Annotated in this window: 2 protein-coding genes; both read right to left on the reverse strand. The window is 73.7% G+C overall.

Features of this window, described 5'->3' with window-relative positions; genetic code table 11:
• Positions 1–51: 51 nt before the first annotated feature.
• Positions 52–9,573 carry a type I polyketide synthase gene (locus B4N89_RS38220; protein WP_414646463.1) on the reverse strand — a complete coding sequence of 3,174 codons (9,522 nt, stop codon included), beginning with the start codon at positions 9,571–9,573 and terminating at the stop codon, positions 52–54.
• Positions 9,537–24,386, reverse strand: a complete 14,850-nt coding sequence (locus B4N89_RS38225; protein WP_101897483.1) for a type I polyketide synthase — start codon at positions 24,384–24,386, stop codon at positions 9,537–9,539. Before B4N89_RS38225 ends, B4N89_RS38220 begins: the two co-directional genes overlap by 37 nt.
• Positions 24,387–24,672 lie beyond the last annotated feature (286 nt).

The following is a 24,672-nucleotide window of genomic DNA, read 5'->3' on the forward strand; positions in this document are numbered from 1 at the left end:
CACGGCAGTCCTCCGGTGCTGGGGTCGCGGTGTGCGTGGGGCCGGGGCGGGTCATGGCGTGCCTCCGGCCGGGGTGCCTCGGCCGAGGCGGCGGTCGATGAACGTCAACATCTCGTCGTCCGAGGCCGCTTCGAGTTCGGCGGCGACGCTCGGCGGGCCGGTGGCGGGTTCGGTGTTCGGGCCTGCCGTGCCGTTCCAGTCGGCGAGCAGCGTCCGCAATCGCCGGGCGATGCCTGCTCGGTCCGTGTCGCCGACCGAGGCCGAGGCCAGATCGGCGGTGAGGCGGTCGAGTTCGGCGTGGACGTGGGCGGCGTTCACGGGTGTGTCCGGCAGGAGTTCGGCGGTCAGCAGGTCGACCAGGGCGAGCGGGGTCGGGTGGTCGAACACGAGGGTGGCCGGCAGGTCCAGGCCGGTCCGCCGGTTCAGCCGGTTGCGCAGGTCGACGGCGGTGACGGACTCGAAGCCGAGGTCGGCGAAGGCGCGTTCGGGCCGGATGTCCTCGACCGAGTCGTGGCCGAGGGCGGCGGCGGTGTGTGTACGGACCAGTTCCAGGAGGCGGTGCGAGCGGTCGATGGCCGGCAACTCGGCAAGTTCGCGGCGGAGTTCGTCGGCCGCGTGGACCTGCTCCTCGGTCGCGGTCGGGGTGGTGCGGACCTCGGGCAGGATGTCGAACAAGCGGCTGGGTCGGCGGGCGGTGAAGGCGCGGATGAAGACCGGCCAGTCGACGTCGGCGACGGTTACGCAGGTGTCGTCGTGGTCGAGGGCCCGCTGCAGTGCCGTCAGGGCCGCTTCGGGGTCGAGCGCACGCAGGCCGCCGAGGCTGACGCGGCGTAGTGCGCGGCCGATCTCGGGGTCGGCGGCGCCCTGCTTCGTTCCGGGTTCACCCGCCGGGCCCGGGCCCGGGTCCGTCGTCGGGTCCCAGACAGACCAGGCCACGGACAGGGCGTGCCGGCCGCGCGCGCGGTGTCGTCGGGCGAGGGCGTCCAGGTGTGCGCAGGCGGCGGCGTAGGCGCCGTGTGCGCCGCTGCCCCAGAAGGCGGCCACCGACGAGAAGTACACGATGGTGCGCAGTTCGTCCGGGTCGAGGAGCTCGTCGAGGATGCGGGCGCTGTCCACCTTGGCGGCCAGGACGTCGGCGACGGCGGCGGGGTCGGTGTCGAGCAGGGCGGTCAGGCCCGGGTCGCCGGCGGTGTGCATCAGGTGGGTGATCGTGCGACCCGCCGCGGTGAGGCGCTCGATCAGGCCGGCCACCTCGCGCCGGTCGCGCAGGTCGCACGCGGCGGTGGTGAGCCCGGTACCCGTCGCGGCGAGGTCGGCTTCGAGACGGACGGCGGTGTCCGGGTCGATCCGCCCCGCCACCACGACGTGTTCCGCGCCGCGCTGGGCCAGTCGGCGGGCGAGGCGGGCCGCCGGCGCGTCGGTGCCTCCGGTGATCAGCACGGTGCCGGAGGGCCGCCAGTGGCGTACCGCTTCCGCGCCGGCCACCGGCGCGTGTGTCATGCGGCGGGCGAACGTCCCGGTCGGTCGGACGGCGAGCTGGTCCTCGGAGGCGGCGTTGCCCAGCGCCCGCCACACCCGGTCGACGGCGTCCGGGTCCGGGTGCTCGGGCAGGTCGATCAGGCCGCCCCAGCGGTCGGGCAGTTCGAGGGCGGCGACCCGGCCCAGGCCCCAGATCCGGGCCTGTTCCGGGTCCGGAGGCGCCGGGTCGCCGTCGACCTCGACGCCGCCGCGTGTCAGGCACCACAGCCGGGTGTCCGCGCCGCGGGCGGCGGCGGCCTGGGCGAGGAGCAGCGTACCGGCGAGACCGGCCGGGTCGCGGCCGAGGAGGGACAGGATCCCGAGCGGTTCCGCGCCGTCGGGCAGCATCGTTTCGAGGCCGCGCGCCGGTTCGGCCACGGTGGTGGGCCCGCTGGGGTCGACGACGAGGGTGGCGACGGTCGTGCCCCGTTCGGCGAGGGCCGCCGCCCATGCGCCGCCTCCCGCGTCGCCGGCCGACACCACCGCCAGCCACGTGGTGGGCGTGGCGGGGTCGGCGGGCAGGTCGTCGGCCGGCAGCCAGACGGCGCGGTAGCGCCACGCGTCGGCGGTGCGCTGCTCGCGGGCCCGGCGGCGCCAGGTCCGCAACGCGGGCAACGCCGCGTGCCACGGCCGCGCGTCGGGGGTGTCGAGCAGATCGGCGAGGGCCCGCGAATCCCGGGCCTCGACCAGCTCCCAGAAACGCGCCTCGCCCGGGTCGCGGTTCGCCTCGGCCGCGACGTGCGCCCGGTCGAGCCAGTAGCGCCGCCGGTGGAAGGGATACGTCGGCAGGTCGACGGCCTCGGCCCGGCGGCCGGCGAACACCGCGCCCCAGTCGGGTGTGACGCCGAGGACGGTCGCCTCACCGACCGAGAGCAGGAAACGTTCGAGGTCGCCCTGCTCGCGACGCAGGGTCCCGACGGTCGCGGCCTCGGTGCCGACGGCCGTCGCCGTCTCCTGGATCGGGGTGAGCAGGGTGGGGTGCGGACCTACGTCGACGAACGTGTCGTATCCCTGTGCCAGCAGCCCGCGTACGGTCTGTTCGAACCGCACGGTGTGCCGCAGGTTGTCGTACCAGTACTCGGCGACCAACCGCGTGGTGTCCAGCGGCCCGCCCGTCACCGTGGAGTGGAACGGCACCGCCGCGGCCACCGGTTCGATCCCGGCGAGGTCGCCGCGCAGCCGATCGCGGATCTCCTCGACCCGGGCCGAGTGCGAGGCGTAGTTCACCGGCAGGATCCGCCCGCGCTCCGCCGCCTCGACCAGTTCCCGCACCGCCGCCGGCTCGCCCGAAACGACCACCTGTCCGGGGCTGTTCACCGCCGCGAGGGACAACCGGCCGCCGAATTCCGCGATGCGCGCGATCGCTTCGGCCTCCGACGTGGCGACCGAGGCCATCAGGCCGCGCTCGGCCAGGTCGAGCAGTGCCCTGCCACGCAGCGCGACGATCCGAGCGCCGTCCGCCAGAGTCAGCGCGCCGGCGACGCAGGCCGCCGCGATCTCGCCCTGGGAGTGCCCGACCACGGCGGCGGGTCGTACCCCGTAGGCGCGCCAGAGTTCGGCGAGCGAGACCATCACCGCCCACAACGCGGGCTGCACCACGTCCACCCGTTCCAGGCCGGCGCCCTCCGGGTCGCGCAGCACCTCGGTGAGCGACCAGTCGACATGCGGGGCCAGTGCCGCCGCGCACCGCTCGATGTGTTCGGCGAACACCGGTGACTGGTGCAACAGTTCGGCGGCCATGCCGGACCATTGCGAGCCCTGGCCGGGGAAGACGAACACGACCCGGTCGCGGGCCGGACCGCTGCCCTCGACGACACCCGCCGCCGCCTCGCCCGCCGCGAGGCCGTCCAGCGCGCGCCGCAGGGCGTCCCGGTCCCGGGCCACCACGACCGCGCGATGGGCGAGCCGGGTGCGGGTGCGGGCCAACGAGAACGCGACGTCGACCGCCGCGAGTTCGGGGTGTCGCGCGAGGTGGGCACGCAGGCGGTCGGCGACCGCGCGGAGTCCGCGTTCGCCGGCGGCGGAGAGCAGATACGGCAGCGGCGCGGCGGGCTCGTCGGCCTCGGTCTCGACAACGGCGGGCATGACAGCGGCGGGCTCTTCGGCGCGGGCGGGCGCGGGCGGCGCCTGTTCCACGATCACGTGCGCGTTGGTGCCGCTGATCCCGAACGAGGAGACACCGGCCCGGCGCGGCCGGTCGTACTCCGGCCACGGCGCCTGGTCGGTCAGCAGCGCGAGCGCGCCGGCCGACCAGTCGACGTGCGGCGTCGGCGCGTCCACGTGCAGCGTCCTGGGCAGCACGCCGTGCCGCAGTGCCATCACCGTCTTGAGCAGGCCCGCCATCCCGGCGGCCGCCGCCGCGTGGCCGAGGTTGGACTTCACCGAGCCGAGCCACAACGGTCGGTCGGCGGGCCGGTCCCGGCCGTAGGTGGCCAGCAGTGCCTGCGCCTCGATCGGATCGCCCAGCGTGGTACCGGTACCGTGCGCCTCCACCGCGTCCACCTGATCGCCCGTCAACTCGGCGTCGGCCAGGGCGAGTCGGATCACCCGCTGCTGCGCCGGACCGTTCGGCGCGCTGAGCCCGTTGCTGGCGCCGTCCTGGTTGACCGCGCTGCCGCGCACGAGCGCCCATATCCGCCGGCCGTGCCGCCGGGCGTCGCTGAGCCGTTCGAGCAGGACCACGCCGACCCCCTCGGACCAGCCGGTGCCGTCGGCCGCCGCCGCGAACGACTTGCAGCGGCCGTCCCGGGCCAGTCCGCGTTGCCGGCTGAACTCGACGAAGCCCGTGGGATCGGCCAGCACGGTGACACCCCCGGCCAGGGCCGTCGCGCATTCGCCGCGTCGCAGCGCCTGCACGGCCAGGTGCAGCGCCACCAGCGAGGACGAACACGCGGTGTCCACGGTCACCGCCGGGCCTTCGAGGCCGAAGGTGTAGGCCAGTCGGCCGGACAGGACACTGCCCGCGCCGCCGGTGAGCGCGTAGCCCTCCGTGTCGCGCGCGCCGATTCCGTACCCGGACGGGGTGCCGCCGACGAACACACCGGTGGGCGTGCCCCGAAGCGCCGACGCATCGAGCCCGGCCCGCTCGAACGCCTCCCACGACGTCTCCAGGAGCAGCCGCTGTTGCGGGTCCATCGCCAGCGCCTCGCGGGGTGAGATCCCGAAGAAGCCGGGGTCGAACTCGGCGACGCCGGCCAGGAATCCGCCGTGCCGGGCATAGGAGGTCCCGGCGTGGTCGGGGTCCGGGTGGTACAGGCCCTCCAGGTCCCAGCCGCGATCGTCCGGGAAGGGCCCGATGGCGTCGCCGCCGTCGACGACCAGCCGCCACAGGTCCTCGGGCGAGCCGATTCCGCCGGGGAACCGGCAGGCCATGCCGACGATCGCGATCGGTTCGTCCGCCGAGGCCCGTGCGACGGACGGTACCGACAGGCTCGCCTGCCGCTGCCCGCCGTCGACTTCGGCGCACAGATACCCGGCCAGGGCGGTCGTCGACGGGTAGTCGAAGACGGCGGAGACGGGCAGGGGCAGGCCGATCAGGGTGGCGAGCCGGTCGCGCAGTTCGACGGCGGTGAGCGAGTCGAAGCCGAGGTCGCGGAAGGCCCGGTCGGGGTCGATCGCCTGCGGTGACGCGTGTCCGAGTACCCGCGCGACCTCGGCGCGGACCGCGTCGAGGGCAAGCGCCGGTCGGCCGGCGGGTGGGGACGCGCTGAGCCGGCGGCCCGTTTCGGTGGTCTCGTCGCCTTCCGGCTGCGCCGATTCCTCGGCGCAGGGCTCGAGTTCGCTCCACAGCGGGCTGGGTCGCAGTGCGGTGAAGGTGGCGGTGAATCGTCGTCGGTCGACGTCCGCGACGGTCACCGTGGGCTCGGGGCCGCCGACCGCGCGGGCCAGTGCGGCCAGTGCGGTGTCCGGGTCGAGCGGGCGCAGGCCGCGCCTGGCCACCCACTCCACGTCGCGTGCCGTGGCAACCATGCCGTCGCCGCTCCACGGTCCCCACGCGATCGAGGTCGCGGCGAGTCCGCGCGCGCGGCGCTGCTCGGCCAGTGCGTCGAGGGCGGCGTTCGCCGCGGCGTACACGCCCTGCGTACCGCTGCCCCACACACCCGCGATCGAGGCGAACAACACGAAGGCTCTCAGGGGGCGTTCGCCGAACACCGCGTCGAGATTCGCGGCTCCGACCGCCTTGCCGGCGAGGACATCCGCACCACTTCGGGGATCGGTGTCGAGCAGGGCGCGGTCCCGGGCGACGCCGGCGGCGTGTACGACGGCCTCGATCGGGACGCCGTCGGCTTCCACTTCGGCGACGAGCCGGGCCACGGCGGCCCGATCGGCGAGGTCGCAGGAGACGACGGTTGCGGGCACACCCGACTCGGCGAGGTCGGCCAGGAGTTCGTCCACGCCCGGGGCATCCGGGCCGCTCCGGCTCACCAACACGACATCGCTCGCGCCGTGTTCCGCCGCCCAGCGGGCCACTCGGGCGCCCAGGCCCCCGGTACCGCCGGTGATCAGGAAGCGGCCGGTCGGCCGCCAATCGGCGGAGTGCTGCGACGGCGCCCCGGCGGTCAGCCGCCGTACCCACACCCCGGTCGTGCGCACGGCGACCTGATCCTCGGCGCCGTCGGCGATGATCGCGGCGACCCGCGACCAGATCGTTGCGTCGGGTGCGGCGGGCAGGTCGATCAGGCCGCCCCACAGTGTGGGATGCTCCAGCGCGACCGTGCGGCCCAGGCCCCAGACCTGGGCCTGTTCGGCGTGGCGAAGCACATCCGAGGGGCTCGTGCCCACCGCGCCCTGGGTCAGACTCCACACCCGCACCCGGCCGTCGAGGCCGAGATCGCACAGCGCCTGAACGAGAGCAAGCGTGCCTGAGAGGCCGGCGGTGAGCCCGGGCACGCCGGGGTCGGGTGCCGTCGCCCGTCCCAGGAGCGAGACGACACCGGTGATGTCGGGGTACGCCCGAAGCCGTTCGGTCAACGCCCCGCGGTTCGCCGCACCCGGCTCGACCACGAGGTGTACGACGTGCGCGCCGCGTGCTTCGAGCGCCGGCCCCGCCGCCGCGCCGAGAGTGGTGTCGGCCGGTTCGGACGAGATGAGCAGCCAGATGCCGGACAACCGGGCACCGGGCGGTGCGGCGACCGGGCGCCAGCGAATCGTGTAGCGCAGACTCGCTCCCGGATCGACGCCGTCCGTGTCCCGGCCGGCGGCAACCGGAACGGCATCGGCGTCGCGGCGTCGCGTGGCGAGCCAGTAGCGCCGCCGCTGGAAGGCGTACGTCGGCAACTCCACGCGCCTGCCACCACGCGCGGCCAGGATGCCCGGCCAGTCCACGGGGACTCCGGCGCTGTGCAGGCCGGCCAGTGCGGTGTTCGTGGTCCGGGTCTCGGGGTGGTCCCGGCGCAGGAACGGCACGACGGTGGGTCCGGTCCGCGAGCCGACGTTCTCCCGTGCCATCGCGGCGGCCACCGCATCCGGGCCGATCTCCGCGAAGGCCGTGGTGCCCTCCGCGACCAGCGTGCCGATGCCGTCGGCGAAGCGGACCGGTTCGCGCACCTGGCGCACCCAGTAGGCCGGATCGGCCAGTTCGGCCGCCTCGGCGATCCGGCCCGTGACGTTCGAGACGACCGGAACCCGCGCGGTCCCGTACGACACGCCCTCCAGCACGGCGCGGAAGTCGGCCTGCATCGGCTCCATCCGCGCCGAGTGGAACGCGTGCCCGACCCGGAGCCGCCTGGTTCGCCGCCCCCGCTCCGCGAAGCGCGCGGCCACCGCCAGTACGGCGCCCTCGTCCCCCGAAACCACCACCGATGTCGGCCCGTTCACCGCGGCCACACTCACCGTGCCGCGCCCGTCCAGGACGCCGCGCACCTCTTCCTCCGCGGCCCGCACCGCGACCATCGCCCCACCCGCCGGCAGCGCCTGCATCAACCGCCCCCGCGCCGCCACGACCATCGCCGCGTCCGCAAGCGACCACACACCGGCGACATGCGCGGCGGCCAACTCCCCGATCGAATGACCCAGCAGGAAATCGGGTCGCACACCGAACGATTCGACCAGGCGGAACAGCGCCACCTCGACGGCGAACAACCCCGTCTGGGTGAACACCGTCTCGCCGAGGAGCCCGTCGGTGCCCTCCGTCCCGAAGACCACGTCCCGCACCGAATGCGCCACATGCCCGGCCAACCGGCCATCCAACGCGGACACGGCCTCGTCAAAGGCCGCCGCGAACACCGGGTGGGCGGCGTACAGTTCACGCCCCATCCCGACCCGCTGACTGCCCTGTCCACTGAAGAGAAACGCCACTCGACCGTCCGTGCGGACCGTCCCCGTCACCACGCCGGGCGCCCGCGCGCCGTCCGCCAAATCGCCGAGCCCCGCGAGGAGTTCCGCACGATCGGACCCGAAGACCGCACCGCGCACCTCCAGCGCCGACCGGGTCGCGGCCAGCGAGTAGGCGAGGTCGAGCGGGGTGAGGTCGGGGTGCGCCCCGATGTGGTCCGACAACCGCCGCGCCTGGGCGCGCAGTCCGGCCTCGGAGCGGGCGGAGACGAGCCAGGGGATGTGGTCGTGGGCGGACCATGCCGCCGTCGCCGACCGGCCGCCGCCGTCTTCGGAGTCGGCGTCGGGCGCCGCCCCCTCGCCCTCCTCGATGATCACGTGCGCGTTCGTCCCGCTGATCCCGAACGACGACACGGCGGCCCGACGCGGCCGACCCGTCTCCGGCCACGGTCGCGCCTGGGTCAACAGTTCCACGGCGCCCACCGACCAATCCACGTGCGGGGTCGGCGCATCCACGTGCAGCGTCTTGGGCAATACGCCCCGTCGCATCGCCTGCACCATCTTGATCACCCCCGCGACCCCCGAAGCCGCGACCGAGTGACCGAGATTGGACTTGAGCGCGCCCAGCCACAGCGGCCGCTCCGGGTCGCGGTCGTGTCCGTAGGTGGCCAGGAGCGCCCTCGCCTCGATCGGGTCGCCGAGTGCGGTGCCGGTGCCGTGCGCCTCCACCGCGTCGACCTGATCCGCCGTCAGTCGGGCGTTCTCCAGCGCCTGTCGGATCACCCGCTGCTGCGCGGGCCCGCTGGGTGCGGTCAGCCCACTGCTGCTGCCGTCCTGGTTGACCGCACTGCCGCGCAGTACGGCGAGCACCTGGTGGCCGTTGCGGCGCGCGTCGGTCAACCGCTCCAGCAACAGCAGGCCCGCACCCTCCGACCAGCCGGTGCCGTCGGCTCCGGCGGCGAACGCCTTGCAGCGGCCGTCCGGCGCGAGGCCGCGTTGCCGGCTGAACTCGACGAACAGGGACGGATCCGAGAGCACCGTCACCCCGCCGGCCAGGGCCATCGAACACTCGTCCTGCCGAAGGGCCTGCGCCGCCAGGTGCAGCGCGACCAGCGACGAGGAGCAGGCCGTGTCCACGGTCACCGCCGGGCCTTCGAACCCGTACGTGTAGGACACCCGGCCGGACAGCACACTGGCGACGTTTCCGGTCAGGAGGTAGCCCTCGACGGTCTGCGGCACGTCGTCCGGATGCTCGATGTAGCGGAGCGCGCCGGCCCCGACGAAGACACCGGTGCGGCTGCCCTTCAGCCCGGCCGGGTCGATCCCGCCCCACTCGAACGCCTCCCACGACGTCTCCAGCAACAACCGCTGCTGAGGATCCATCGCCAGCGCCTCGCGCGGAGAGATGCCGAAGAACTCCGCGTCGAAGTCGGCCACGTCGGACACGAAGCCGCCCCGGCGCACATAGGTCTTGCCGGGGGCGGCCGGGTCCGGGTCGTGGATCGCGTCGACGTCCCAGCCCCGGTCGGTCGGGAAATCGGAGAGCACGTCGGCGCCGGACGCGACCAGCCGCCACAGGTCCTCGGGCGAGCGGATCCCGCCGGCGAAGCGGCACGACATGGCGACGATGGCGATCGGTTCCCGGCCGCGGGCCTCGACGGCGGCCAATCGCCGCTTGGTCTGCCGCAGTTCCTCGGCCACCCGTTTGAGGTAGTCGCGCAGCTTGTGCTCGGTGTCGCCGGCGCTCATCGTCCACGCTCTCCAGGGGTCGGGGGTCCGGATCGATCGGCGGCCGACGGGTCCGGCGGATCGGGCGCGAACCGGTCCGGCCGGTCGGCGGCCCACGGGTCCGGCTGTTCGCCGGGTCGGTCCAGGCCCAACTCCTCGTCGAGCAGGGTGAACATCTCGTCGTCGGTCACGTCGTCGAAGCCGCCCGGTCGCTCGTCGCCGGCGCCGTCGGCGGCCGGTGCCGTCCCGTTCGGCGTCGCCTCCAACCGCCACACCAGTTCGCGCAGTCGGCGCAGCACCGACTCCCGTTCGTCGTCCGCATCCGGGGGCGTTTCGGCGAACGCCGCCTCGAACCGCGCGAGTTCTCCGAGCAGCGGCGCCGGTGCGGACTCCGGTACCGGATCCAGTGCCTCGTCCAGGAACCGGGCGAGTGCCCGGGGGGTCGGACAGTCGAAGGTCACCGTCGTCGGCAGGCGCAGTCCGGTGGCGACGCCGAGCCGGTTGCGCAGTTCGACCATGGTCAGCGAGTCGAAGCCGGACTCCAGGAAGCCGCGTTCGGAGGAGATCGCGTCCATCGAGGCGTGCCCCAGGACCAGGGCGCTGTGCCGACGCACGAGGTCGACCAGGATGCGCTCGCGCTCCGCCCGGGAGCGTCCCGCCAACTGCCCGGCGAGCGCCGGTTCCGCGTGGGCTTCGGCCGTGACGGCCCGCCGCAGTGGAGCACGCGCCAGGGCGCGCAGGGGCACCGGCAAGGTGCCCTGCTCGGCCGCCGTACGCAGGGCGCCGAGGTCGAACCGCACGGCGGCCGAGCTCGCCTGCGCCGTCCTCAGAGCGGCGTCCAGCAGCCCGAGGCCCTGTTCGGCCGTCATGGCGACGATGCCGGAGCGGCGCATCCGGGCGAGGTCCCGACGGCCCAGGTGTCCGGTCATGCCGCTCGCCGCACCCCACAGGCCCCAGGCCACGGAGACGGCGGGAAGGCCGCCGGCCTGCCTGCGCGCGGCGAGCGCGTCCAGGAAGGTGTTCGCCGCCGCGTAGTTGGCCTGCCCCGGACCACCGAGCACTCCGGCGATCGAGGAGAAGAGCACGAAGGCGGCGAGGTCGTGGCCGGCGGTCGACTCGTGCAGGTTGATCGCGCCGTCGACCTTCGCCCGCAACACCCGCTCCACGTGTTCGGAGGTCATCGACTCGACCGGCGCGTCGGCCAGGACGCCGGCGGTGTGTACGACTCCGGTGAGCGGGGCGGATTCGGGGATGCGCGCGAGCACTTCGGCGAGGGCTTCGCGGTCGGCCGCGTCGCACGCCTCGACGACCACCCGCGCCCCGAGAGCGCCCAGTTCGCACACCAGCTCCGCCGCACCCGGCGCGGCCATGCCGCTGCGGCTGAGCAACACCAGGCCGCGCACCCCGTGTTCGGCGACGAGATGCCGGGCCACCAGGGCGCCCAACGTGCCCGTACCACCGGTGATCAACACCGTCCCGTCCGGATCCCACGGCACCGGCATCCGAAGCACCAACTTGCCCGTATGCCGCGCCTGCGCCATGAACCGAAAGACCTCCGGCGCCCGCCGCACGTCGAAACACCGCACCGGAACCGGCGACAACACTCCCGACGCGAACAGCGCCGAGAGTTCGCCGAGCATCACCGCGATCCGCTCCGGCCCCGCCTCCAACAGGTCGAACGGCCGATACACAACGCCCGGAAACGCGGACTCCACGGCGTCCCCGTCCCGGATGTCGGTCTTCCCCATCTCGATGAACCGGCCGCCGGCACACGTCAGTCGCAACGACGCGTCCACGAATTCGCCCGCCAGCGAGTTCAACACCACGTCCACACCACGACCGTCCGTCGCGGCCCGGAACTCCTCCGCGAAGTCGAGCGTCCGCGAATCCCCGATGTGCGCGTCGTCCAACCCCAACGACCGCAGCACATCCCACTTGCCACGACTCGCGGTGGCAAACACCTCGGCACCCAGGTACCGGGCGATCCGCACCGCCGCCATCCCCACCCCACCGGACCCGGCATGGATCAGCACCGACTCACCGGCCCGCAGACCGGCCAACTCCACCAACCCGTGATACGCCGTCAGGAACACCACCGGTACCGACGCCGCCTGCTCCCAGGACCATCCCGTCGGAATCCTGGCGACCGTCCGGTGATCGGCGACGGCGTGCGACCCGAACGCCTCGGGGAACATCCCGAAGACCCGGTCGCCGACCGCGAAGTCGGTCACCCCCGGACCCACCTCGGTCACCAGGCCCGAGCCCTCGCCGCCCATCGACGCGCCGGCCTCCGGGTACATGCCCAGTGCGATGAGCACATCGCGGAAGTTCAGCCCCGCCGCCCGTACCGCGATCCGCAACTGCCCGGATCCCAAAGGCTCCAGGGCCTCCGGCGCCGGCACCAGCGCCAGGTCTCCCAGCGTCCTGCGCGAGATCGCATCCAGTCGCCACGGATCCGCCGGCGGTGTCAGCGTCCCGTCCCGATCCGCCCGAACCAGCCTCGGCGCGAGCACGACGCCCGACCGCACGGCGACCTGGGTCTCCCGCGCCGCCAGTGCCGTGCCTGCCACCTCGAAGGGGTCGGCCGCATCGGCGTCGACATCCGGGTCGAGATCGATCAGCAGGAATCGGCCCGGGTGTTCGTGCTGCGCCGACCGCACCAGCCCCCACGCGGGAGCGTGTACGAGATCCGACACCGCGTCACCGGATGCCGTCGCCACCGCCCCGCGCGTGACCACCACGAAGCACGACGTGGCCGACGCGGCGGTCAGCCAACCCCGCATCTCCGTGAGCACGCGGACGGCCGCCGCCTCGACGGCCGAGGCGAGATCCGCGCCCGCCGCCGGGATCGGGGGGCAGGTGTGGATGGTCAGGTCCGGGTGCGGATCGGGCCGGTCGCTGTCCGGAGCGGGCGGAGCGACGGGACTCCAGACCACCGAGTACAGGGAATCCGCCGCCGAGCCGGCGCTCGACCGGGCCCGGTCGACGGCGCGCAGTTCGAGCGCCTCGGCCGAGAGCACCGGCCGCCCGGTGCCGTCGGCGGCCTGCACGACGATCCGATCGGGATCGCCGTCGACCGGCGCCAGCCGCACCCGCAGCACCGACGCCCCGACCGCATGCACCGTAAGCCCCTGCCACCCGAACGGCAGCCGCATCGTGCCCGTCGGAGCCGCATCGACGTCGGCACCGACAAGGCCGTGCAACGCGGCGTCCAGCAGCGCGGGGTGCACCGCGAAACGGCCCGCCTCGCCGCGGAGTTCGTCCGGCAACCGCACGTCGGCGAACAACTCGCCGTGCCGGCCCCGGTACAGCGCCCGCAGCCCCCGGAACGCGGGCCCATAACCGTATCCGCCGTCGGCGGCACGAGCGTAGAAGCCGTCGAGGTCGACCGGTCGCGCACCGGGCGGGGGCCACGCCACCAGGTCGAACGCCGCGTCGGTGACCGTCTCGGCCAGGAATCCGGCGGCGTGCCGGGTCCATTCGCCGTCCTCGCCCGACGCCTCGTCCCGGGAGTACACCGCGATCGCCCGGCGACCGTCGGCGGCCGGCGACTCCACCCGCACCTGAAGGGCGCACGCGCCGTGCTCGGGCACCACGAGCGGCGTGTGCAGCGTCAGTTCGTCGACGCGTCCGCAGTCCACCCGATCGCCCGCCTGAACGGCCAGGTCCGCAAACGCGGTCCCGGGCAACAACACCGTCCCCGCGACGGCGTGATCGCGCAACCACGGCTGGGCCCGGAGGCAGATCCGGCCGGTCAGCACGACCTCGTCGGCCCCGGCCAGGCGTACCGTCGCCGCGAGCAACGGGTGACCGGCCGCGACCAGTCCGAGCCCGGCGGCATCGACCGGTGTGCCCGCCACGTCGTCGAGCCAGTAGTGCCGACGCCGGAAGGCATGGGTGGGCAGATCGAGGTGCCCGTGCACGGTCGGCGCGAGCACCGCCGACCAGTCGATCGAGCAACCGCGTACATGGGCCAGCGCGAGTGCCGTCGACAACGCCTCGTGCTCCGGGCGGTCCCGGCGCAGCACGGAGCCGGCGGCAACGTCGGGCGTGCCGGTCTCGATCCCGGTCCACGCGGCAAGACAGTCCTGCACCAGGGCGGTCAGCACCCCGTCCGGCCCCAGTTCGAGGAAGGTTCCCACGCCCGCCGCGCGCAGTTCCCGCACACCGTCCGCGAAACGCACGGCTCCGCGCACCTGCCGTACCCAGTAGTCCGGTTCGGTCAACTCCTCGGCGCTCGCGAGCCGTCCGGTCAGGGTGGAGACGATCGGCAGTGTGGGTGGGCCGAAGGTCACCCCCTCCAGCACGCCCCGGAATTCGGCCGCCATCGCGTCCATCCGCGGCGAGTGGGACGCGCGGCTGATCGTCAATCGTTTGGTCTTGCGTCCGCGCGCCGCGAACTCGGCCGCCACCCGGAGCACCGGCTCCTCGTCACCGGAGATCACCACCGACGTCGGACCGTTCAGTGCTGCGATCCCCGCCGTGTCGCCGACACCCGCCGTCTCCAGCGCCGCCGTCACCTCGTCCTCGCCGGCCTGTACCGCGACCATCGCGCCACCGGGTGGAAGCGCCTGCATCAACCGCCCACGCGCCGCGACGACCTCGGCGGCGTCCGCGAGCGACCAGACACCCGCGACATGCGCGGCGGCCACCTCTCCGATCGAATGCCCCAGCAGGAACTGTGGCCGCAGGCCGAAGAATTCGAGCAACCGGAACAGCGCCACCTCGATCGCGAAGAGCGCCGCCTGGGTGAACACCGTCTCGTCCAGCAGTCCCGCGGTGCCCTCCGCCCCGAACACCACATCCCGCACCGAATGCGCGACATGCCCGGCCAGTCGGCGATCCAACTCCGCTGCCGCGGCGTCGAAGCTCGTCGCGAACGCCGGAAAGACGGCGTGCAGTTCGCGCCCCATCCCGACCCGTTGACTCCCCTGCCCGGCGAACAGGAACGCAAGCTCCCCCGCCCCGAGCACCGATCCCCGGACGACGCCCGTCCCGAACTCGCCCGCCGCCAGCGCATCCAACCCGCCCGACAGCGCGGCACGCGTGGAACCGACCACCACGGCGCGCTCCTCGAGCGCCGCACGCGAGCCGGCCAGCGCCGAGGCGACCGCGGCAAGGTCGAGTTCGGGATTCTCGTCCAGATAGGCGGCCAGAGTCGCCGCCTGGGCACGCAGGCCTTCGTCGGACCTCGCCGAAACGTGCCAGGCGAGGATCCGTTCGCCGGCCGTGACTTCGGTCGCCTCCGCGACGAACGCCGGTTCGGGTTCCTGCTCCAGGAGAACATGGGCGTTGGTGCCGCTCGCGCCGAACGACGAGACACCGGCCCGGCGGGGGCGCCCGCTGTCGGGCCACTCGCGCGCCTCGGTGAGCAGTTCGACCGTGCCCGCCGACCAGTCGACGTGCGGGGACGGCTCGTCGCAGTGCAGCGTCCGGGGCAACACGCCCGCGCGCATCGCCATCACCATCTTGATCACCCCGGCCACCCCGGCGGCGGCCTGGGCGTGGCCGATGTTCGACTTCAAAGACCCCAGGTACAGCGGCCGTTCGGCGCTGCGCCCCCGACCGTAGGTGGCGATCAGCGCCTGGGCCTCGATCGGATCGCCGAGCGTGGTACCGGTACCGTGTGCCTCGACCGCGTCGACGTCGCCGGCCGACAGCCCCGCGTTCGCCAGCGCCTGCCGGATGACCCGCTGCTGCGCCGAACCGTTCGGCGCCGTCAGCCCGTTGCTCGCCCCGTCCTGATTGATCGCCGTACCCCGCACCGTCGCCAACACCCGATGCCCGCGCCGCCGCGCGTCGGACAACCGCTCCACCAGCAGCACACCGACACCCTCCGACCAGCCCGCGCCGTCCGCCGCGGCCGAGAACGCCTTGCACCGGCCGTCCGGCGCCAACCCCCGCTGCCGACTGAACTCGACGAAGACCTGCGGCGTGGCCATCACCGTCACGCCACCGGCCAGCGCCATCGAACACTCCCCGTTGCGCACGGCCTGAGCGGCCAGATGCAGCGCGACCAACGACGAGGAGCACGCGGTATCCACGGTCACCGCCGGGCCCTCGAACCCGAACGTGTAGGCGATCCGTCCCGAGGCGACGCTGCCGGAGTTGCCGAGCAGCAGGTAGCCGTCCACACCCTCGGGTACCTTCCGCATGCCCGACGCGTAGTCGTGGTACATCACCCCGACGAATACGCCGGTTCGACTGCCGCGCAGCGTGCCGGGATCGATCCCGGCGCGCTCCAGCACCTGCCACGAGGTCTCCAGCAACAGCCGCTGCTGCGGATCCATCGCCAACGCCTCGCGCGGCGATACGTCGAAGAACCCGGCGTCGAACTGCCCGGCTTCGTGCAGGAATCCGCCCTCGCGGGCGTAGCTCTTTCCGGAGGCCGCCGGGTCGGGGTCGTACAGGCCGGCCAGGTCCCAGCCGCGGTTGGACGGGAATGGCGAGACGACGTCCCGGCCGTCGGCGACCAGGCGCCAAAGGTCCTCGGGCGATTCCACTCCGCCGGGGTAGCGGCAGGCCATCCCGACGATGGCGATCGGGTCGTCGTCCACCGGCGCGGCGGGCGCCATGGTGGGCGGCGCGTCCCGGGTGCCCACGAGTTCCCGGCGGACCTCGCGCAGCAGTGCCGCCGGTGTGGGGTGGTCGAAGACGAGGGTGGCGGGCAGGCGCAGGCCGGTGGCCGTGTTGAGCCGGTTGCGCAGGTCGAGGGCGGTCAGCGAGTCGAAGCCGAGCGACTTGAAGGTCGCGGTGAAGACGATGTCGGCATCCGTGGGGAGGCCGAGTACGGCCGCCACGTGTTCGCGGATCACCGCCGCCAGGGCCCGATCCCGCTCGGCCTCCGGCAGCGCGCCGAGCCGCTGGTCGGGCGCGGGCCCCGACCGGAGGGCGCCCGCGGCGGCCGCGGCGGGGCGGGCCGGAGCGCGCACGAGATCGCGCAACATGCCCGCCGGCACGCCGCTCCCGGCGCGGGCACGGAGCGCGGGCGGGTCCAACGCGGCCGGGACCAACAGGGCCTCCGTCGAACCGAGCGCGGCGTCGAAGAGGCGCAGGGCCTGCTCCGTGGCGAGCGGTCCGATGCCGAGCCGGCGCATACGCTGCCGGTCGGCGTCGCTCATCGCACCCGTCATCCCGCCGGCCTCGCCCCACAACCCCCAGGCGAGCGAGGTGGCCGGGAGGCCGGCGGCGCGACGGGCGTGGGCGAGTGCGTCCAGGTAGGTGTTCGCCGCCGCGTAGTTCGCCTGACCCGGACCGCCCAGGATGCCGGCGATCGAGGAGAAGAGCACGAAGGCGGCGAGGTCGTGGCCGACGGTCAGCTCGTGCAGGTTGACCGCGCCGTCGACCTTGGCGCGCAGCACGGCGTGCAACCTGTCGTCGGTCATGGCCGCGACCAGACCGTCGTCCAGCAGTCCGGCGGCGTGTACCACACCCGTCAGCGGGACCCGCAGGCGATCCAATACCCCGCGCAATACGTCCCGATCGGCCACATCACCCGCCTCGACCACCACCGACGCACCCAGCGCCGCCAACTCCTCGATCAACTCGGGGACCCCGGGGGCCCGTTCACCCCGCCGGCCGAGCAGCACCAGATTGCGCACCCCGTGCCGCGAGACGATCCGCCGGGCCACCAACCCGCCCAGCAGGCCGGTGCCGCCGGTGATCAGGACCGTCCCGTCACCGAAGCGACCCACTGCCTCGACGGGGGAAGCGGCGTGCCGGACCAATCGCGGCACCGAAACCGCGCCCCCGCGTACCGCCGACTCCCTTTCCCCGGACGCCAGTACGCTCGGCAGGGCGGCCGTCCACTCCGCGTCGTCGACGTCCGTCACGACGAAACGATCGGGGTGCTCGGTCGCCGCCGACCGCATCAACCCCCACACAGCCGACGCCGCGAGGCCCGGCAGCGCCGAGGCTTCCGACCCCGTCGAGACACCCACCGCACCCCGCGTCACCACGACCAGTCGCGCCCCGGCGAACCGTTCGTCGGCAAGCCACTCCCGCACCACGGACGACACCCGAACCGCCATCCGATGGGCCGCCATAGCCCTGTCGTCGTCCGCCGTCGAGTCGGCGAAACAGGGCAGGACAACCACCTCGGGTACGCCGTCCGCAGCCACCGCCCCGAGATCGGGGGCATCCGCGCCGAGTACCCGGATCGCACCGGCGAAGGCGGCATCGACCCCACCGGCCGGAACCCACTCGACGCGGTACAGATCGTGTTCCGCGGCGGGCCGCGCGGCGGCAAGCACGTCGTGGGCGATCGGGCGCAACGTCAGCGCCTCGATCACGGCGACCGGACTCCCGCTCGCATCGGCCAGCGACACCCGGACGCCGTCCGGCCCGGAGGGGGACAGCCGTACCCGCAGGTGGGAGGCGCCGCTCGCGTGCAGCGTCAGCCCCTTGAAGACGAACGGCAACAGCACCCGCTCGCCGCCCGGGGACAGTGCGGCGTGCAACGCGGCGTCGAGCAGCGCCGGGTGCAGTCCGAAACGGCCCGCATTCGCCGCTTCCTCATCGGGCAGCGCCACCTCGGCGTACGTGTCGTCGCCCACCCGCCATGCGGCCCGCAGGCCCTGGAACGCGGGCCCGTACGCATAGCCGCCGCGCTCCAGGTCGGCGTGGAAGGCTTCGAGATCCACCGGTTCCGCACCGGTCGGCGGCCAGGTCTCCGACCCGAAGGACGCGGTTTGCGCCGATCCGCCTGCCGAGAGCGTCCCGACGGCGTGCCGGGTCCAGTCCGACGCCGCCTCGTCCGCGCTGCGGGCGTACACGGCGACCGAACGCAACCCGTCGGCTTCGGCCGCGCCGACCACGACCTGGATCTCCAGCGCGCCGTGCTCGGGGATCACCAGCGGCGCCTCCAGCGCGAGTTCGGCGAGCCGACCGCAGCCGACCTCGTCCCCCGCCCGGATCGCCAGTTCCACGAACGCCGTACCCGGCAACAGCACCGTCCCGGCAACCACGTGATCCCCGAGCCAGGCGTGCGTGGACAACGACAGTCGTCCCGTCGACAGGACTCCCCGCCCGTCGCCGAGCCGCACCACCGCTCCGAGCAGCGCATGGCGCGCCGAGGCCTGACCGAGGCCGCGCGCGTCACCGTGGGACGCCGAACGGGCCGCCCAGTATCGGCGACGCCGGAAGGCGTAGGTCGGCAACTCGAGGTCCAAGGAGGCGGGTTCGCCCACCAGCGGCGACCAGTCCACGGCGAGCCCGTTGACGTGCGCCTCGGCGAGTGCCGCGGTGAAGCGCTCCGGGCCGCCCTCACCGCGCCGCAACGTCCCCAGCACCACCGCCTCGGCCCCGGCGGCTTCCACCGTGCTCTCGATCGGCGTGGTCAACACCGGATGAGCGCTCGCCTCGACAAACGCATCGAACCCCTGAGCCAACAGCAACCGCACGGTCTCCTCGAAACGCACCGTGCGCCGCAGATTGGCATACCAGTAGTCGGCGTCGAGGGCCGTGGACTCCAGCCGTTCGGCGGTCACCGTCGAATAGAACGGCACTGACGGCGCCACCGGATCGATGTCCGCCAACTCGGCGAGCAGCCGGTCCCGGATCGACTCCACCCGCTCCGAATGCGACGCGTAGTCCACCGGCACCCGACGCGCCCACACCCCCCGCGCCTCACACACCGCGACCAACTCGTCCACCGCACCCGCATCACCGGACACCGTCACCGACACCGGCCCGTTCACCGCCGCGACCGACAACCGCTCCCCGAACGGACCCAACAACGCGACCACGTCCGCATACGCCAACGACACCGACACCATCGCCCCGGAACCCGCCAACACCCCCAGCGCCCGGCTCCGCAACGCCACCACCTTCGCGCCATCCGCCAACGACAACGCCCCCGCCACACACGCAGCCGCGATCTCCCCCTGCGAATGACCCACCACCGCACCCGGCACCACACCGAACGAACACCACAACTCCGCAAGCGAGACCATCACCGCCCACAACACCGGCTGCACCACCTCCACCCGGCCCTGCCACACCCCCGACCCCGACCGCAGAACCGACACCAACGACCAATCCACAAACGGCCCCAATGCCACCTCGCACTCCGCGATCCGCGCGGCAAACACCGGGAACTCGTCAAGCAACCCCGCGCCCATCCCCACCCACTGCGACCCCTGCCCCGGAAACACCAACACCGTCCGCCCCGAAGAGCGAGCCATGCCCGAGACAACGCCCGGAAGGGGCTTCTCCGCACTCAACGCCGCCAATCCGGCGACGAGTTCGGCCCGGTCCGAGGCCATTACGACGCCCCGGCGCGCCAGCAGCGATCGCGACGTGATCAGGGCCGACGCCAAGTCGGCCGGCCCGAGATCGGGTTCGTCTCCGACGAACCGCGCCAGTCGGGCCGCCTGCGCCCGCAGACCGTCGCGGCCGTGCCCGGACACCACGAAGGGGAGCAGCGCGCCCGTACGCGAATCGGGCGGTGGCACCGCCCGCACGCTCTCGGCCGCCACCTGTTCGACGATCACGTGCGCGTTGGTCCCGCTGATCCCGAACGACGAGATCCCGGCCCTGCGCGGACGGCCCGCCTCGGGCCACTCCCGGGCCCGGGTCAACAACTCCACCGCACCCGCCGACCAGTCGACGTGCGCGGACGGCTCGTCGGCGTGCAGGGTCCGCGGCAGTACGCCCGCGCGCATCGCCATCACCATCTTGATCACCCCGGCCACCCCGGCGGCGGCCTGGGCGTGGCCGATGTTCGACTTCAAAGACCCCAGGTACAGCGGCCGTTCGGCGCTCCGTCCCCGACCGTAGGTGGCGATCAGCGCCTGGGCCTCGATCGGGTCGCCGAGCGTGGTACCGGTGCCGTGTGCCTCGACCGCGTCGACGTCGCCGGCCGACAGCCCCGCGTTCGCCAGCGCCTGCCGGATGACCCGCTGCTGCGACGAACCGTTCGGCGCCGTCAGCCCGTTGCTCGCCCCGTCCTGATTGATCGCCGTACCGCGCACCGTGGCCAACACCCGGTGCCCGTGCCGCCGCGCGTCGGACAACCGCTCCACCAGCAGCACACCGACGCCCTCCGACCAGCCGGTGCCGTCCGCCGCGGCCGAGAACGCCTTGCACCGGCCGTCCGGCGCCAACCCCCGCTGCCGACCGAACTCGACGAACATGCCCGGGGTCGACATCACCGTTGCTCCGGCCGCCAACGCCATCGAGCACTCGCCGGCGCGCAGGGCCTGCGCCGCGAGGTGCAGGCCGACCAGCGACGACGAGCACGCCGTATCGACCGTGACGGCCGGCCCCTCGAAGCCGAACGTGTAGGCGAGCCGTCCGGACAGGACGCCGGCGGCGCTGCCGGTGAGCCGGTAGCCCTCGGAGCCGTCGACGGCCGCGTCGAGCCGGGCGCCGTAGTCCTGGCCCATCGCGCCGACGAACACACCGGTCCGACTGCCCTTCAGGGCGGCCGGGTCGATCCCGGCCCGTTCGAAGACCTCCCACGAGGTCTCCAGCAACAGCCGCTGCTGCGGATCCATCGCCGACGCCTCGCGCGGCGAGATCCCGAAGAAGTCCGCGTCGAAGTCGGCGGCGCCGGCCAGGAAGCCGCCGTACCGGACGTAGCCGGTACTCACGAAGCCCGGATCGGGGTCGGCATCCGGGTCGTGGAGCGCCGCCGGGTCCCACCCCCGGTCGTCGGGGAAGGGCGTGATGGCGTCGCCGCCCGCGGCCACGAGTCGCCACAGGTCCTCGGGGGAGGTGATGCCGCCGGGCAGCCGGCAGGCCATGCCGACGATGGCGATCGGGTCGCTGTCGGTCGGCTGTTCCGCCGCCGTTTCCAGCTCCGGCCGCTCGGGATCGGGTGCCGTGTCGAGGAGCAGGCCGGCCAGATGCCGTGCGACCGCGACCGGTGTGGGGTGGTCGTATGCGAGCGTCGTGGGCAGCCGCAGTCCGGTGTCGGTGTTGATCCGGTTGCGCAGTTCGACGGCACTCGGGGAATCCAGACCCAGGGCCTCGAACGTCTGCTCGCCGTCGGCCGCGCCCAACGCGGGCCGGTCCACGACCGTCGCGGTGTGCGCGAACACCAGTTCGTATACCGCCTGTTCCCGCTCATCACGGGCGAGCCCGGCCACCCGATCGGCCCACACCGACCGCGCCTGCCCGCGGGTCGCGGCGGATGTGTCGGCCGTACCGCCGACCCTGAAGCGCTCACGCTGGAACGCGTACGTGGGCAGGTCGACCCGACGCGCTCCCGGCCCCGGGAGCGGGTTCCAGTCGACCGTGACGCCGCAGGTGTACGCCTCGGCGAGCGCGGTGTGGAAGCGCTCGGGACCGCCCTGACCGCGGCGGAGCGTGCCGAGCGCCGAAGCGTCCGCGCCGGCGTCCTCGATCGTCTCCAGGATGCTGGTGACGAGCACGGGGTGTGCGCCGACTTCGATGAAGACGTCGTGCCCCCCGGCGAGGAGGGTCCGAACGGCCTGCTCGAAGCGCACGGTCCGGCGCAGGTTGGCGTACCAGTACTCGGCGTCGAGGGTGGTGGTGTCCACCGGCGCGCCGGTCACCGACGAGCAGAACGGGATGCGGGACGGGCGCGGCCGGATGTCCGTCAGGTCGCGGAGCAGGGCCGTGCGGGTTCCGGTGACCTGGGGAGAGTGCGAGGCGTAGTCGATCGGGACCCTGCGGGCCCGGGTGCCCTGGGCCGCGCAGGCGACGAGGAACGCGTCGAGTGCGTCCGGCTCGCCCGAGACGACGACGGACGCCGGGCCGTTGACGGCCGCGACCGACAGGCGCCCGTCGAAGGGGGCGATCAGCGCGTCGATCCGCTCGGCCGAGACGCCCACCGAGACCATGCCGCCGCGGCCGGACAGGTCCAGGAGGATACGGCCGCGCAGGGCCACGACCTTCGCACCGTCCGCGAGGGTGAGCGCGCCGGCGACGCACGCGGCGGCTATCTCGCCCTGGGAGTGGCCCAGCACGGCGGCGGGTCGTACGCCGAAGGAGCCCCACAACTCGGCGAGCGAGACCATGACCGCCCAGAGCGCGGGTTGTACGACGTCGGCCCGCTCCAGCCAGTCCGCGGACGCCGAGCGCAGGGTCGACACCACCGAGCGGTCCACGTAGGGCGCGAGCGCCGCGTCGCAGTCCGCGATCCGTTGGGCGAACACCGGTGCGCGGTCGAGGAGTGCGGCGGCCATGCCGAGCCATTGCGATCCCTGGCCGGGGAAGACCAGCACCGCGCGTCCGGCGGCTCGGGCCCGCCCGGCCACCACCCGCGGCACCGGTTCCCCGGCGGCGAGCGCGCGCAGACCCGCGACCGCGTCGGCCCGATTGCCGGCGAACACCACACCCCGGTGCTCGAACGCCGACCGCGTCGCCAGGAGCGAGTGCGCGATGTCGGGCAGATCCGGTTCCGGCCGGTCGCCGACGAAGCGAGCGAGTCGCGCCGCCTGGGCGCGCAAGGCCTGGTCGGTGCGGCCGGAGACGAGCAGGGGCAGCCCGCCGGGGGCGGCCGAAGCCGGGACTGCGGCGCGGTGGGGCCCGGTCTCGACCTGTGACCTGCTCTCGGGCGCGAACCCCGCCTCGGAGAGCACTACATGGCAGTTCGTCCCACCCATGCCGAACGAACTCACCCCGGCGATCCGCAGCCCCGCCGACTCCGCCGCATTCGCCGGCCCCGGTGCCGGCCACGCCGTCGACTCCGTGGCCACCGCCAACCGCAGTTCCGCGAACGGGATCTCCGGATTCGGCTTCGCGTGGTTCAGACTCGCCGGAATCTCCCCATGGGAAAGCACCAGCGCCGCCTTCACGAACCCGACCACTCCGGCCGCGGCCTCCAGGTGACCGACATTGGTCTTCACCGAACCCACCGGCAGCACCCGGTCCGCACCGCGCCCGGCCCCGAGCACGGCGCCCAGTGCGGCGGCCTCGATCGGGTCGCCGACCCTGGTTCCCGTTCCGTGCAACTCGACGTAGCCCACCCGGGCCGGGTCCACGTCCGCGTGCTCGTACGCCCGGCGCAACACGTCCCGTTGCCCGCTCGTGTCGGGAGCGGTCAGCGTCTCGCCACCCCCGTCGTTGTTGACGGCGCTGCCACGCACGAGGCAGTGGATCCGGTCGCCGTCCGCGAGGGCGCGCGGCAGTGGCTTGAGCACCACGACGGCGCCGCCCTCGCCGCGAACGTAGCCGTTGGCGCCGGCGGCGAAGGTGTGGCAGCGACCGTCCGGGGACAGCGCGCCGAAACGCTCCAGGCGGTCGGTGGACCGCGCGGTCAGGATCAGGTTGACCCCGCCGGCGAGGGCCGTTTCGGATTCGCCGGAGCGCAGGCTTGCGCAGGCCGTGTGCACGGCGACCAGGGAGGAGGACTGGCCGGTGTCCACGGTGAGGCTCGGGCCGCCGGCTCGAAGGAAGTAGGAGACCCGGTTGGCGACCATGCTGCGGTGCTGACCCGTGACGGCGTGAGCCGTGGCCGGGTTCGGGTCTTCGCCCCCGAGCAGCAGCGCGTAGTCGTCGGAACCGGCGGCGGCGAACACCCCGGTGCGGGTGCCGGCCAGGGTGGCCGCGACGATGCCCGCGTCCTCCAGTGCCTCCCAGGCCAGTTCGAGCATCAGCCGCTGATGGGGGTCCATCGTGGCGGCCTCGCGCCGGGAGATGCCGAAGAAGGCCGGGTCGAAGCCGTCGATCGAGGCGAGGAAGGACCCGCGACCCGACATGCCGCCGATGCCCGGACGGTCCGCGGGCGCCGGCCCGATGGTGTCCGCGCCCGTGCGCAGCAACCGCCACAGATCCGCCGGACCGTCCACGCCGGGCAGTCGGCACGCCATGCCGACGACGGCGATCGGCTCGTGCCGGTGCGGACCGGAATCCCGGTTCGCGAACGGGTCGTCGCCCGGGCGGTCCGCACCTACCATGTCAAGCCTTTCGGTTCTCGGCCGAGGTCGTCCGCTGTCGGGGCCCGGCGACCGACCCGGTCGGGCACGCCGGCATCCGCCGGACGGGCGGTCTCACGGTCGACCAAGTCTTCGACCGCTCCCACGGCCCGCGACACCCCTGTTTCCAACCCCTGTGCACCCCGGCGCCCGCCCCGCCGGGCAGCGGACGCCCACGGGAACGTGCCACCGCCCGGGCCCGCGACGAGGTCGCCGCACTGGACGAACGCGACTGGAAAGGGGCCGAGTTCGCGGACTCCGGAGGCCG

The organism is Embleya scabrispora (assembly GCF_002024165.1).
Taxonomy (GTDB): domain Bacteria; phylum Actinomycetota; class Actinomycetes; order Streptomycetales; family Streptomycetaceae; genus Embleya; species Embleya scabrispora_A.

What these genes read in the sequence shown, in the direction of transcription:
- B4N89_RS38225 (WP_101897483.1), bottom strand. Translation starts at nt 24,386, where the DNA reads ATGGTAGGTGCGGACCGCCCGGGCGACGACCCGTTCGCGAACCGGGAT.